This window comes from Vibrio algarum (assembly GCF_028204155.1).
GTDB lineage: Bacteria > Pseudomonadota > Gammaproteobacteria > Enterobacterales > Vibrionaceae > Vibrio > Vibrio algarum.
Genome location: NZ_JAQLOI010000001.1, coordinates 1,246,444 through 1,260,302, shown reverse-complemented (window position 1 = coordinate 1,260,302; position 13,859 = coordinate 1,246,444). Strand labels below are relative to the sequence as shown.

The window sequence follows — 13,859 nt, the reverse complement described above, 5'->3', positions numbered from 1 at the left end:
TAGTGGAAAATTTACATACAGAAATTAAGCAATTAATTATAGACGCATTAAATCTGGAAGATATTGGAATTGATGATATTGAAATCGATGCGCCGCTATTCGGTGATGGTTTGGGTCTTGACTCAATCGATGCATTAGAACTCGGTTTGGCGATTAAGAAAAAATTTAACATTATCATAGATGCTGACGACAACAACACGCGCCAACATTTTGCTTCAGTTGCGAACCTGGCTTCTTACATTTCTTCTCAAACTCGCTAATTTATTGAAACTATTATGACAAACGTAACCAAACAAGATGTTTTTAATCAGGTAACAGACGCACTGGTCGAGCTGTTTGAAATAGATCAAACGGAAATTATACCTGAGGCTAAATTATACGAAGAGCTTGATTTAGATAGCATCGATGCCGTTGATTTAGTTGTTCACCTTCAAAACGTTACAGGTAAAAAAATCAAACCCGACGAATTTAAGGCCGTTCGAACAGTGCAAGATGTCGTAGATTCAGTCTACGAACTGCTTAAGGCAGAATAATGAAATTGCTGGCAATATTGTCAGCAATTTTGCTTCTAGCCTACCCATTTGCTGTCTACTTCGGTATTGAAAAGCTCGGGATAGAAGCAATCGCTGCCGTACTTATTTTCTTATTTATCATTCGGATTCTCGCCGGTTCAAAATCAAAGCTTAAAGAACTTAAGTACCTAGCATGGGCTACCGGCGGTGTTGGCATTGCCTTACTTTCACTCGGAGCATTACTGAATCAACAAGGATGGCTTACCTATTACCCGGTCGTAGTCAGTACCTGTCTCCTTACTGTCTTTGGGATAAGCTTGTTTCAAGAGCAAAGTTTGATTGAACGTTTTGCACGACTACAAGACCCCAATCTTGACCCAAGAGCAATCGTATATACAAGAAACGTCACCAAAATATGGTGTGTTTTCTTCATCATTAATGGCTCAATCGCGTTATCAACCTGCTTTATGCCTCTCTCATATTGGACTCTATATAATGGATTTATCAGCTATGTCGCTATGGGGTTACTATTTTCTATTGAGTTTATAATCCGTAAACAAGTACAAAAAAAGACAAAAGCGACCAAAACAGGCACTCATGAAAAATAACATCAAGCCATCACCTTTATGCTCAATCGCGACAGTATTGAAACAAGAACGCCAAACAGATGCTCTTTTTGCTTTTGGCAACGCAGGCAATAAAACGTGGATCAATTTTATCAGCGACGTAGATTCATTCGTCAAATTTTTCAATACAAAACCTAAAGCGCGATGGGCAATATGCATCCAAGATAGTTACTGGTTCTCGGTCATTTTCTTTGCACTTAGTTCCGCAAAAAAAGAATTAATCCTACCAGGAAACCAACAGCCTGAAGCTATTCGCGAGCTATCCTCTGAATTTGATGTCTTGATTCACGACAATGCGATTTTCTCATCTCAATCTATATCACTACAAAATACTGACGTAGTTAACCTTGAGTCTATATCGTTAACTTCAGTTGTAGAATCGACACTCTCTACTGCATTGATACTAAATGATGTTAACGTTACCCTTTTTACATCCGGCACTAGTGGCAAACCGAAAGCGATAAAGAAAACACTATTTCATTTCAATCATGAGATAACTCAATTGGAACAAATATGGGGAAGCGAATTAGCTAATTGCCGAATTCAAAGCACGGTTTCGCACCAGCATATTTATGGGCTTCTATTCCGGCTCCTCTGGCCAATTTGTACTCAACGCCCTTTTGCGAGAGAAAACCTAGATTATCCAGAACAAGTCATCAGCCACGCGGACAAGAATTCTATATTGGTAAGTAGCCCGGCTCTTTTGAAACGATTAGACCCAGAAACCACCTGCTGCAAATATAATACTGTTTTCTCTTCTGGCGGGCCTTTGTCATTAAAGGCTGCCGGACAAACGTTGGCCCTTTTTGAGGTTCTACCATATGAAGTCTTTGGCAGCACTGAAACTGGAGGTATAGGTTATCGGCAACAGCATAAGGAATCGACACCGTGGCAACTCTTCCCCGATGTCAAAGCAAAACTAAATGCTGAAGGTTGCATCGCGCTAAGATCCGGGCATATAGATCCTGAGAACTGGTATCAAACCACTGACCAGTGTGAGTTATTTGATGATGGATCCTTTTTATTAAAAGGCCGGACAGATCGCATCATCAAGATTGAAGAAAAACGAGTCTCCTTAGCAGAGGTCGAAAATAGCCTTCAGAAATTGGAATGGATAGAAGAATCAGCCGTAATAGCGCTTGAAACAGCAATGAGACTAGAATTAGTAGCCGTCATCACATTAAACGACTATGGCCGCCAACAACTTAGCGCTACTAGTCGAGGACAATTTTGGATTAAAATCAGAAATTCACTTAGGCAATGGCTAGAGCCTATTGCTATCCCACGCCGTTATCGTATTCTTGACGACATCCCCTTAAACAGTCAGGGCAAGCGTTTAGTTAAAGAGATTGAAGCTCTATTTCAAAGTAACCCGAACTAGGGTTTAGAACTCACTTTAGAACCGTGAATATAATGATGAAAAGAAAACCCCAAGTCTTGTCACACGTAATAGAAAACCATAGCGTGACGTTAGCATTAAAAGTGGACCGTGATATTCAAGATTTTGAAGGTCATTTTCCTACATTCCCTCTGTTACCAGGGGTAACTCAGATAGATTGGGTTCTTTATTATGCGGAGTATTACCTCAACTTATCTCTGCCTTTCATTGGAATGGAAGTCATTAAGTTTCAAGAACCCATCTTGCCAGAGGCTATTGTTAACTTGCAGATTAATTGGGACGAAACAAAAGGTAAGCTTCAATTTACTTATACATCAGCTCAAACCACAACTCATTCAACAGGCAAAATTAAACTAGGACGCAAGGAATAATATGTACAATGCTTGCTTTCTAATTCCTTGCTATAACCACGGTTCAACCGTCGCTAAAGTTGTGCAGTCACTTCGTATCCATAATATGCACATTATCTTAATCGATGATGGGAGTGAGCAAAAAACCAAAGTAACATTGCAAGAACAAGCGATTGAAAGTGATGTCACCCTTATTATACTGCCCGAAAATCAGGGGAAAGGGGTGCTGTCATGGCAGGTATCGAAGCTGCCAATGCACTTGGATATTCTCACGCCATTCAGATTGACGCTGACGGGCAACACGATATTGAAGCCCTCCCTGAGCTTATCGCAACGTCCCAGAAAAATCCCACTAACGTTATTTCCGGTAAACCTATTTATGACGACTCAGTTCCTAAATCAAGGCTCTATGGCCGATATGTCACTCACGTATGGGTCTGGATAGAAACCTTATCGTTTGAAATTCAAGATAGCATGTGCGGATTTCGTGCTTATCCAGTAGAAAGAACCGTGCAAGTGCTAACCAAATATTCGATTGGAAAACGTATGGATTTCGACACGGAAATCATGGTACGTATGTTCTGGGAAGGGGTGTCATTCAATTTCGTAGAGACGCGTGTTATCTACCCTGAAGGAGGAATTTCGCACTTTGATGCACTTTGGGATAATGTGAAAATTAGTACAATGCATACCAAGCTTTTCTTCGGGATGCTACCAAGAATTCCGAAACTGTTATCTCGTAAGCGTAAAATTCAATCTCATTGGTCCACAACTTCGGAACGTGGAACCTTAATTGGCATAAAATTGTTGCTCGCTATCTATTCATTCTTCGGCCGCCCAATATTCAACCTGATTTTACGAATGGTTATGAGTTACTACTATCTCACTGGTAGCGATGCTAGAAAATCGTCTGAACAATACTTAGCTCAACTTAAAGCTCACAGCCTGAACAAGGGGATATCTACACCAAAAAATCTCACCGCCTATAGGCATCTTCTCTCTTTTGGACAGACGATATTAGATAAACTTGCCGCATGGAAAGGCGATATTCCTTATAAAGATTTAGCGGTTTCTGGCTCGGAGCTCTTTGACGATATCATCAAAGAAAAACAAGGTATCGTCCTTTTGGGCTCGCATCTAGGTAATATTGAACTTTGCCGGGCGATGAGTCGAAAACATAAACACATTAAGATAAATGCACTGGTATTTACCGAGCACGCCGAAAAATTTAATTCCATGCTCAAAGCCGTTAATCCTAGTTCTAATTTGAACTTGATTGAAGTAAAAGAAATGGGCCCCGATACGGCAATTAGCCTACAACAAAAAATTGAACAGGGTGAATGGATTGTAATAGTCGGCGACAGAACCTCTGTAACCAAAGAAAAACGGGTTGTCTGGGCAAATTTTTTAGGTAAACCGGCACCCTTTCCACAAGGCCCTTTCGTGCTTGCATCGGTATTAAAAGCGCCTGTATTCTTACTGTTTGGCTTACGCGATGAAAGTAAACAACAACCTTATTTCAATGTCTATTTCGAAGCGTTTAGAGACAAGATTATATTGCCCAGAGGCAAACGTGAAGAAGCACTACAAGAACTAGTACAAGACTACGCGGATCGGCTAGAGCACCACACTATGAACGCACCATTGCAGTGGTATAATTTTTTTAATTTTTGGAAATTAAGCGACAACAATAATGACTAACACAGCTCAAAACAGAATTCAGTTTGGATTAGACCGTCTTACCATAGAGGACGTTGTTGCCATTTCTCAAGGCGCAAAAGCCCATCTGAATGATTCGGATGCTTTTACCGGAAAAATAAATAGAGGCGTCGCGTTCCTTGAACGGTTGTTAAAAGAAGAAGGCGTTATTTATGGCGTCACTACAGGTTACGGAGATTCCTGCACCGTTGCCATTCCAGCAGAATTAGTCGATGAACTACCTTTGCATCTCACGCGATTCCACGGATGTGGGATGGGTGAAATTTTCTCTAAAGAACAAGCAAGAGCGGTATTAGCGACTCGATTATGTTCTCTCTCTCAAGGGGTGTCTGGTGTTTCTCTCGACTTGTTAAATCAGATCATCACCTTAATTAATGAGGACATCTCTCCTCGTATTCCTCAAGAGGGCTCTGTCGGTGCAAGTGGAGACCTTACACCTCTGTCTTATTTAGCGGCTGCGCTAATTGGCGAACGTGAAGTTTTTTATAAAGGTGAAATTCGCCCAACAGCAGAAGTATTCCGTGAACTGAATATAGACCCGATAAAACTCAAACCTAAAGAAGGTTTGGCGTTAATGAATGGTACTTCAGTAATGACAGCTCTAGCCTGCATTGCATATAAAAGAGCAGAATATCTCGCTCAGCTAACGACTCGAATTACTGCAATGGTTTCCGTCGGTATGCAAGGCAACGATTTTCATTTCGACGAGGCGCTATTTTCAGTCAAACCACATCCGGGGCAACAACAAATAGCCAGCTGGTTACGCAGTGATTTACAAGCCGAACGCCCACCTCGGAATAGTGACCGTCTACAAGACCGTTACTCTCTTCGTTGTGCTCCACATGTTATCGGGGCCCTACAAGACAGCTTGCCGTGGTTACGCCAGATGATTGAGAACGAGCTCAACAGTGCGAATGACAACCCGATTATTGATGGTGAAAATGAACGAGTCCTACATGGTGGTCATTTCTATGGTGGCCATATTGCCATGGCAATGGATACATTAAAGACCGCTATTGCCAATTTAGCCGATCTACTCGATCGTCAAATGGCTCAACTAATGGACTATAAGTTCAATAATGGTTTACCTTTCAATCTAACTGGCGCACAAGGTGAGAGAAAACCAATCAATCACGGCTTCAAAGCGGTACAAATTGCGATATCAGCGTGGACAGCAGAGGCGCTCAAACACACTATGCCAGCGAGTGTGTTTTCCCGTTCAACCGAATGTCATAATCAAGATAAAGTGAGTATGGGTACCATCGCTGCCCGTGATTGTTTACGAATATTAGAATTGACCGAACAAGTTGCTTCTGCATCACTGCTTGCTGCTACCCAAGCGATAGAACTACGCAAACGACAAGATGAGTTAGATGAACATCATATGAGTGGCGCTCTAAAACAGATGCAGTCCGATATTCTTAGTGAGTTTGAGTTCGTTAATGAAGATCGACCATTAGAAGGTGACCTTCGTAAATTCATGGCATTTATTCAGCAGCAACATTGGACGCTGTATTAAGGATAAGTATGACGATGAGTACTCGAAACAATACCGATGAAACAGGCATTGCCAGCGAATTACACGCAACTTATTCATTAAACGCTGAAATTATTATCAAGCCTCTATTTCAAGATGCCGACCCAATGGGCGTTGTCTACCATGGCAACTACTTTCGGTTTTTTGAACAAGCTCGACATAACCTAATGGCAAAAATTAATTACAGTTATCTGGATATGAATGCATCTGGCTATATGTGGCCAATTATTGATACTCGGGTTAAATATATAAAGGCGATCCCTTTTGATCATGAGATTCGTGTTACCGCCAAATTGACCGAGTGGGAACACCGCTTAAGAGTGGATTACATTATCTACGACAACAACACGGGAGAACGAATGACAAAGGCGCATACCATGCAAGTTGCTGTAGATATGGCGACTCAAGAAATGTGCTTTGTTTCTCCTAAGCTATTCACTGATAAAGTGGAGCAATGGCATAAATACGGAGAACTGAATGATTAATCGTCTCACTGCGACCGTCTTGCTTTTGCTACTTTTTTCACCATTATTGCAAGCAAAAAGCCTACAAGAAATCCAAGCATTACTTGCTTCACAGAGCATTGTGCGAGGGGATTTTGAACAACGAAGAACAATGGAAATGTTCAGTCAACCACTGACGTCATCCGGTCATTTCATTATCCATAAAGAGAGCGGATTACTTTGGCAGCAAACGGCACCTTTTCCGGTGAATCTTATTCTCACCGACGAAAAGCTTAGCCAGAAAATAGGGAATCAACCAGCGCAGGTAATGACTGAAAAAGAGAATCCAATGGCGTTTTATTTCAGTCACATATTCCTTTCACTATTCGACGGCAACGCTCAACAGCTTGACCAACAATTTACATCAGAATTTAGCGAAAAGAACAACGATTGGACTTTAATGTTAACACCCAATAAAGCGCCTCTAAATTCCGTCTTCAGTAGCATAAGTATTTCTGGTGAACAATACGTTGACCAGATAGAACTAACGGAGCTTCGTGGAGACAAAACAACCATTCTATTTAGCAAACAAACTGAACAGCCAGAAAACCTGACCCCTGATGAAAGTGCCCTTTTCCAGTTCTAGCACTGGTTTATCCAGAAATCTCGCTCTCATCTGGCTGATCATCATGATTGGCTGCATCGCTGTACTAGCACAAAAATTAGCTGTTAATAAATCGCTTCCCATCGAAACCAATATTCTTGCTTTACTGCCTAAAAACCAGCAAGACCCCATTGCACAGCAAGCCTTTGATAAAATAGCAGAATCAATGAGCAACAAGGTTATTTTTCTGCTGGAAGGTAATGACAAAGCTCAACTAATCGATGCGGCCGAACAGTTTGAAAATGAGCTAACAACCCTCGACATGTTTTCGGACATTACTGGCAAAATCTCGGAGTCTGATCAGCAAGCCTGGGCTACTTTTTATTATCCTAAACGGTTTCAATTATTGACTGACACCCAAAGAGCGAGGCTAGCCTCCTCTACTAGCCTTCAGACACAATATGTACTGCAATCCGTCTACAACCCTTTTTCGGGTGTCACCGGACAAGAACTATCAAATGACCCATTCTTACTTTTCCGTGATTACTTAACCTCTCTCTCTGCTCTGTCCGGTGATTTCCAGTTGGACAAGGGATATCTAAGTAAAAGTGCCGGAAATAAACACTACGTTCTGATTGCGGCCGAACTTGCTGGTTCACCTTATAATCTGACTGTTCAAGCCCAACTCACCAAGTTAGATGATATTGAACAAGAACTAACCCAGCACTATAGCGTTGAGGTGATGCACACTGGCGTTGTTTTCTATGCGGCTTACGGCACCCAAAGTGCAAAATCTGAAATAAGCACCATTGGGCTAGGGTCGTTAGTGGGTGTTATCGTTTTATTATTGATGGTTTATAGAAGCTCTCTTCCGCTTGCATTATCTTTGCTTTCTATTAGTTGTGGGTTCATCGCGGCATTTGCTGGTTGCTTATTGATATTTGACAAAATTCATTTATTTAGCTTGGTATTTGGCACGAGCCTGATTGGTGTTTCAATTGATTATTCCTTTCACTACCTGACAGAAAGATTGGCTGCAGGGAAGTCATGGAATTCACATCGAGCGCTCAAAAAGATATTTGGTGCGATTACACTGGGTTTGATCACGAGCTTAGTTGGCTACTTGGGCCTGCTAATTGCTCCATTTCCCGGATTACAGCAATTGGCTCTGTTTTCAGCCATTGGCTTAACAGGCGCTTACATTACTGTCGTAGTTTGGTACCCTAAATTAGCTAAGCAACCACCTAAACAGCGCCGACTTCCCGCTGAAGATTTATCGCACAAATGGTTATCATTGTGGCAATCAAAATCGTTTAAAATTGTATTTCCTAGTTTAATGCTCATCACTGGTTGCGTATTTCTTTCTCAAACTCGCTATAACGATGACGTTCGCCAACTACAAGCCGCGCCAATGGCACTCAAACTAGTAGAACAAAAAATTGAACAGCTTTCCGGTGTCGATTCTAGTCAACAAATGTTACTCGTATCCGCCAGTAATGAACAAGCTTTGTTAGATAAGCTGCAGGATTTGAACCTGGAACTTGATGCTTGGGTTGATCAAGAGCTTTTATCCGGCTACCAAAATATTACTCAATACTTACCAAGTATCGCGCAACAAAAATCGAATTTTGGCCTAGTAACATCGCTTTATCAATCTCAAGCAATCGAATTACAAAAGGCAATACAACTTAAGCAACAGCCCATTTTAGAAGACGCTTTTATACCTATTTCTGTCGATGATTATCTACAGTCGAATAGTTCAAAACCTACTCGCTTTCTTTGGTTAGGTGACATTGATAATGAAAGTTACTCCATTGTCGTTCTTAAAAAAGTAACCCGCGCTCCAGAGATAAAAAACAAAGTAAAGGCTAGAGACGACATCCGGTATTTAGATAAAACAGATGAAATATCGACGCTATTCGGCGAGTACCGAATTAAAGTAACTGAATTACTGCTTGCCGCTTTAGTGGCTATTTGGTTTATTTTAGGTTGGCGGTTTACCTTCAGGCAAGCATGTAAAATGGTAACCCCGCCAATTATCGCCTCGATCTGCGCCTTAGCGATAACAAGTTTAACTGGCTCACCACTTAACCTATTTAACTTATTAGCACTTGCACTCATACTAGGGATCGGTATCGATTATACCTTGTTTTTTCTCAACCTAGGCACCATAAAAGCACCTTGTTAGCTATTACGTTATCGGCCATGACAACGATCCTTTCGTTCGGTCTTCTTGCCATGAGTAACACTCACGCTATACACAGTTTTGGCATAACGGTACTAACCGGTATTTTTGTCGCATGGTTACTTGCTCCAATTGCCATGAGCACAAACACAGAGGGTAAAGAATGACCTGTTTTCCTGCAAGTAAGCTCACCCTACTTATCTGTCTATTGATAAGCCTATTAGGTTGTACATCGCTGCAAACTCAACCAAGCACCTTTGTGGAAATAGCCCCCAAAACGACTGTTCAACTGCCTCTGCCCAAAGATCTGCAACAAATCATCACGGTGAACCAATTAATTACAGCCACATGGAATGAAAAAAACCATCAATTACCTGTTGTATTAGAAGTTAATGAGCACGCTGTTAAACTGGCCGGTTTTTCATCTTGGGGGACTCGTATCCTTAGCCTCGAATATACAGAAGACAATATTGAGACCGAAGTACTCTCTGGGTTAGGTGCATCCCTACCAGACCCGAAACAAGTATTATTTTATCTTATGATAACGCTATGGCCTGAAGAAGTATGGCAAGTTAAACTAGCAGATATCGGTTGGCAACTTACCGAAACACCTAGCCAACGTACGTTATTTGATAATGAAGGAAAAAAAGTCGTTATTATTCAGTATACTAATAAAGATAAATTGTCAGGAGATATTCATATGCAAAACACCATCTCCAATTATCAAATCACCATTCAGACGTTATCGTTATCAAATACAACTAAATAGCTTGGCTTTAAAGACAGAAAATGACTATAAGTAAACAATACCCTATTTATATCCAAGCCTGCGGTTTTCATTCCGCACTAGGCAAAAGCCAACAAGAGATACACAAAAGGCTCTTAGATAATAAGTCACCTGACATGGTGGTTGTGGACAATGTCCTCAATGACGGTTGCTCTACGGTAGTAGGTAAAGTGAATGATGCATTACCTGAACTACCAAAGCACCTTAAACATTTTAATAGCCGTAATAACCGTCTGGCGCTTTCCGCTTTGACGCAGATACATGATGATGTAATTAGAGCTATTGAAACTTATGGCAATGAAAGAGTGGCTGTTATTATCGGAACCAGCACGTCCGGTATCTCTGACGGTGAAAGTGCATTAGATACCCTATTCAAATCTGGTTCGTTTCCTGCTGAATACCACTATAGCAAACAAGAATTGGGCAATCCTGCAGAGTTTGTCTCCGAATATTTCAGCCTTGAAGGGCCCTGCTATGCAATATCGACAGCGTGCTCTTCAAGTGGTCGCGTTTTTTTATCCGCCAAAAGAATGCTAAAAGCAAACCTAGTTGATGCTGTCATCGTAGGAGGTGTTGACTCATTATGTAAGCTCACTCTTAACGGTTTTCGATGCTTAGATGCCCTTTCAACGACACATTGTAACCCCTTTAGTAAAAACAGAGATGGCATCAATATTGGTGAAGCTGCCGCATTCATGCTCCTTTCAAGAGAAGAGACCGATTCAAAAGTTGCACTTTTAGGCGCTGGTGATAGTTCTGATGCACATCATATTTCAGCACCACACCCTGAAGGAATAGGCGCTATAGAAGCGATGGGAAAAGCGTTAAACGACGCTCAGCTAGATGCAAGTGACATTGGCTATATCAATGCTCATGGTACTGCTACCCCACTAAATGATGCGATGGAAAGTAAAGCGATTTCTCGTGTATTTGACCATGTACCCGTCAGTTCAACTAAACCTCTGACTGGTCATACTCTAGGAGCCGCCAGCGCTGTTGAAGCGGCAATAAGCTGGCACATTTTAACCTATAATTTGCAGCTTCCAATTCAAATTAACGATGGTGAACATGATGATTTACCTATCCAACTGATCGAAGAACACCAATATTTAGCACCAAAAAAAGCAATATTAAGCAACTCTTTTGCCTTTGGTGGGAACAATATCAGCCTTATTTTTGGGTACGCGAATGAATAAATTACCACCAATTGAAACGCTAGTACCACACGCAACGCCCATGATATTCGTGGACGAAGCCGTTAGCATTGAAAAAGAGAGCATTCACTGCAGAGTAACCGTAAAAGAAAGTAACTTGTTTTTTAACCCAGAGTCTCGTTCAATTCCAGCCTATGTCGGTATCGAATTTATGGCTCAATCCATATCCGCTTGGTCTGGCTATCACGCAAGCCTAAAAGGTGATGACTCACCTATTGGTTTTCTATTGGGAAGTCGTCGCTACAATGTGTCTGTCGACCAGTTTTCCGAAGGCTCAATTCTTGATGTCTACGCGGAACAAATAATGGAAAATAATGGAATGGCGGTTTTTAGTGGCAGAATCGAGCATCAAGGCAACGAAATTGCTCATTGCCAACTCAATGTATATGTACCTAGCAAAGAAAAACTACAAGAAATGAAAATGAAGGATCGCACATGAGCAGACAAGTACTCGTTACAGGTGCCAGTAAAGGTATTGGCAAAGCAATCGCGGTTCAGTTAGCAAAAGATGGCTTTACCGTTGTCGTTCATTATATGGGCGATAAAGAGGGTGCACATGAAACGCTGTCATTGATTCAAGCGGCTGGTGGTGAAGGCCGATTAATACAGTTCGATATCAGTAACCGCCAACAGTGTAAATCTACATTAGAAGCTGATATCAACCAACATGGTGCCTATTATGGTGTTGTGAACAATGCAGGGATCACACGTGACACCGCCTTTCCTGCTATGACAGAAGAAGAGTGGGACGGCGTAATTCACACCAATCTAGACAGCTTTTACAATGTTCTACATCCTTGCGTTATGCCAATGGTTCAAAAACGAAAGGGCGGGCGCATCATTACCCTTGCCTCTGTTTCCGGCATTATGGGAAACCGTGGGCAAACAAATTACAGCGCAGCTAAAGCAGGCGTAATCGGAGCAACAAAGTCCCTTGCATTGGAATTAGCTAAGAGAAAAATCACAGTAAACTGTGTCGCTCCTGGTTTAATTGATACTGGAATGGTTGAAGAGACGGTTAAACAACATGCATTGCCACAAGTTCCTTTACGTAGAATGGGCGAGCCCGATGAGGTCGCAGGTTTAGTTAGTTACCTTATGTCAGATATCGCCGCTTATGTCACTAGACAAGTTATTTCTATCAATGGAGGCTTAATATGAGTCGTCGTGTTGTTGTCACTGGAATGGCGGGGGTTACTGCCTTAGGGAGTGATTGGAAAACCGTAGAGTCAAAGCTTAAAGCGTGCGAGAACGCCATTGTGTACATGCAAGATTTTGAACAATACGATGGTTTAAATACCAAGCTAGCCGCCCCAATCGAGAATTTTGAACTCCCTAAGCATTACACCCGTAAAAAAACACGTTCTATGGGACGTGTATCTAAACTTGCCACACTAGCCAGCGAGAACGCCCTTACTCAAAGCGGCTTACTGGGCAATGATATATTAACCAATGGACGAACCGGTGTCGCGTATGGCTCTTCAACGGGCAGTACCGATGCAGTCGGCGCGTTTGGTGTAATGCTAAATGAAAAAACAACCAAGGCGATTACAGCAACAACATATGTACAAATGATGCCACATACCACCGCTGTGAACGTTGGGCTTTTCTTTGGTCTTAAAGGCAGAGTCATTCCGACCAGTAGTGCTTGCACTTCGGGTAGTCAAGCCATTGGGTACGCCTACGAAGCCATTAAGCACGGCTATCAAACCGTAATGGTAGCGGGTGGAGGTGAAGAACTATGTCCTACTGAGTCAGCCGTCTTTGATACGCTATTTGCCACCAGCCTTAAAAATGACGCACCTAAAACGACGCCAAGACCTTACGATACAGACCGAGATGGTCTAGTAATCGGCGAAGGGGCAGGAACGCTCGTGTTAGAAGAGTATGAGCATGCCGTTGCTCGTGGTGCGAAGATCTATGCTGAATTAATTGGATTTGCTAGTAACTGCGATGCAGCACACGTCACTCAACCTCAGATGGAAACCATGCAGTTGTGTATGGAAATGGCACTTGAAGACGCTAACTTAGAACCAAACAAAATTGATTATATTTCAGCCCACGGCACAGCGACCGAGCGAGGTGATATTGCAGAAAGTAATGCAACAGCCAATATTTTTGGTGACGCTGCGCCGATTAGCTCTCTCAAAAGTTATTTCGGTCATACCTTAGGAGCATGTGGGGCAATCGAAGCTTGGTTAAGCATTGAAATGATGAATTCAGGATGGTTTAGCCCAACACTTAACTTAGAGAATTTGGATGAGCGTTGTGGAAAACTCGACTATATAACGGGAACTGGACGTGAAATGAAGTGTGAATACTTCATGAGTAACAATTTTGCCTTTGGTGGCATCAATACTTCTCTAATTTTTAAGAAATACAACTAATTGATTTATTTGAAAATAATAAAATGCCTTGTTAACAGCAAGGCATTTTTACTGTCTGTTACTTCATATTTCGCTCTGAATGACATACTATTTATA

The 13,859-nt window shown here is 41.8% G+C and carries 13 protein-coding genes and 2 pseudogenes; all 15 read left to right on the top strand.

All coding sequences use genetic code 11. From position 1 onward, the window contains the following. Positions 1-2: 2 nt before the first annotated feature. The 15 genes and pseudogenes from PGX00_RS06155 (at position 3) to PGX00_RS06085 (ending at position 13,763) form a co-directional block, all read left to right on the top strand. On the top strand, positions 3-260 hold the full coding sequence (locus PGX00_RS06155; protein WP_272133721.1) for a phosphopantetheine-binding protein: 258 nt from the start codon (positions 3-5) through the stop codon (positions 258-260). A 15-nt stretch (positions 261-275) separates the two neighbouring features. Beyond that, on the top strand, positions 276-533 hold the full coding sequence (locus tag PGX00_RS06150; protein ID WP_272133719.1) for an acyl carrier protein: 258 nt from the start codon (positions 276-278) through the stop codon (positions 531-533). Beyond that, on the top strand, positions 530-1,120 hold the full coding sequence (locus PGX00_RS06145) for a COG4648 family protein (protein ID WP_272137956.1): 591 nt from the start codon (positions 530-532) through the stop codon (positions 1,118-1,120). Before PGX00_RS06150 ends, PGX00_RS06145 begins: the two co-directional genes overlap by 4 nt. Then, positions 1,110-2,519, top strand: coding sequence for an AMP-binding protein (locus tag PGX00_RS06140; RefSeq protein ID WP_272133717.1), 1,410 nt, complete (start codon positions 1,110-1,112; stop codon positions 2,517-2,519). The genes PGX00_RS06145 and PGX00_RS06140 overlap by 11 nt, the downstream gene beginning before the upstream one ends. 32 nt (positions 2,520-2,551) lie before the next feature. Continuing rightward, on the top strand, positions 2,552-2,908 hold the full coding sequence (locus tag PGX00_RS06135; protein WP_272133715.1) for an ApeI family dehydratase: 357 nt from the start codon (positions 2,552-2,554) through the stop codon (positions 2,906-2,908). 1 nt (position 2,909) lies between these two features. Continuing rightward, a pseudogene (locus PGX00_RS06130) lies at positions 2,910-4,588 on the top strand (glycosyltransferase family 2 protein). Continuing rightward, entirely contained in the window at positions 4,581-6,125 is a 1,545-nt protein-coding gene (locus tag PGX00_RS06125; RefSeq protein WP_272133713.1) for an HAL/PAL/TAL family ammonia-lyase, read from the top strand. The pseudogene PGX00_RS06130 and the gene PGX00_RS06125 overlap by 8 nt, the downstream one beginning before the upstream one ends. A gap of 14 nt (positions 6,126-6,139) precedes the next feature. Continuing rightward, entirely contained in the window at positions 6,140-6,628 is a 489-nt protein-coding gene (locus PGX00_RS06120) for an acyl-CoA thioesterase (protein ID WP_272133712.1), read from the top strand. Next, positions 6,621-7,232, top strand: a complete 612-nt coding sequence (locus PGX00_RS06115) for an outer membrane lipoprotein carrier protein LolA (protein WP_272133711.1) — start codon at positions 6,621-6,623, stop codon at positions 7,230-7,232. The genes PGX00_RS06120 and PGX00_RS06115 overlap by 8 nt, the downstream gene beginning before the upstream one ends. Further along, positions 7,207-9,542 (top strand): annotated as a pseudogene (locus PGX00_RS06110) (MMPL family transporter). The gene PGX00_RS06115 and the pseudogene PGX00_RS06110 overlap by 26 nt, the downstream one beginning before the upstream one ends. Then, positions 9,539-10,144: a DUF3261 domain-containing protein gene (locus PGX00_RS06105; RefSeq protein WP_272133710.1), complete on the top strand. Its 606-nt coding sequence runs from the start codon at positions 9,539-9,541 to the stop codon at positions 10,142-10,144. Before PGX00_RS06110 ends, PGX00_RS06105 begins: the two are co-directional and overlap by 4 nt. A gap of 20 nt (positions 10,145-10,164) precedes the next feature. Further along, on the top strand, positions 10,165-11,358 hold the full coding sequence (locus PGX00_RS06100; RefSeq protein WP_272133708.1) for a beta-ketoacyl-[acyl-carrier-protein] synthase family protein: 1,194 nt from the start codon (positions 10,165-10,167) through the stop codon (positions 11,356-11,358). Further along, positions 11,351-11,815, top strand: coding sequence for a hotdog family protein (locus tag PGX00_RS06095; protein WP_272133707.1), 465 nt, complete (start codon positions 11,351-11,353; stop codon positions 11,813-11,815). Before PGX00_RS06100 ends, PGX00_RS06095 begins: the two co-directional genes overlap by 8 nt. Then, positions 11,812-12,537: a 3-ketoacyl-ACP reductase FabG2 gene (locus PGX00_RS06090; protein ID WP_272133705.1), complete on the top strand. Its 726-nt coding sequence runs from the start codon at positions 11,812-11,814 to the stop codon at positions 12,535-12,537. The genes PGX00_RS06095 and PGX00_RS06090 overlap by 4 nt, the downstream gene beginning before the upstream one ends. Beyond that, positions 12,534-13,763, top strand: coding sequence for a beta-ketoacyl-ACP synthase (locus tag PGX00_RS06085; RefSeq protein ID WP_272133704.1), 1,230 nt, complete (start codon positions 12,534-12,536; stop codon positions 13,761-13,763). The genes PGX00_RS06090 and PGX00_RS06085 overlap by 4 nt, the downstream gene beginning before the upstream one ends. Positions 13,764-13,859: the final 96 nt, after the last annotated feature.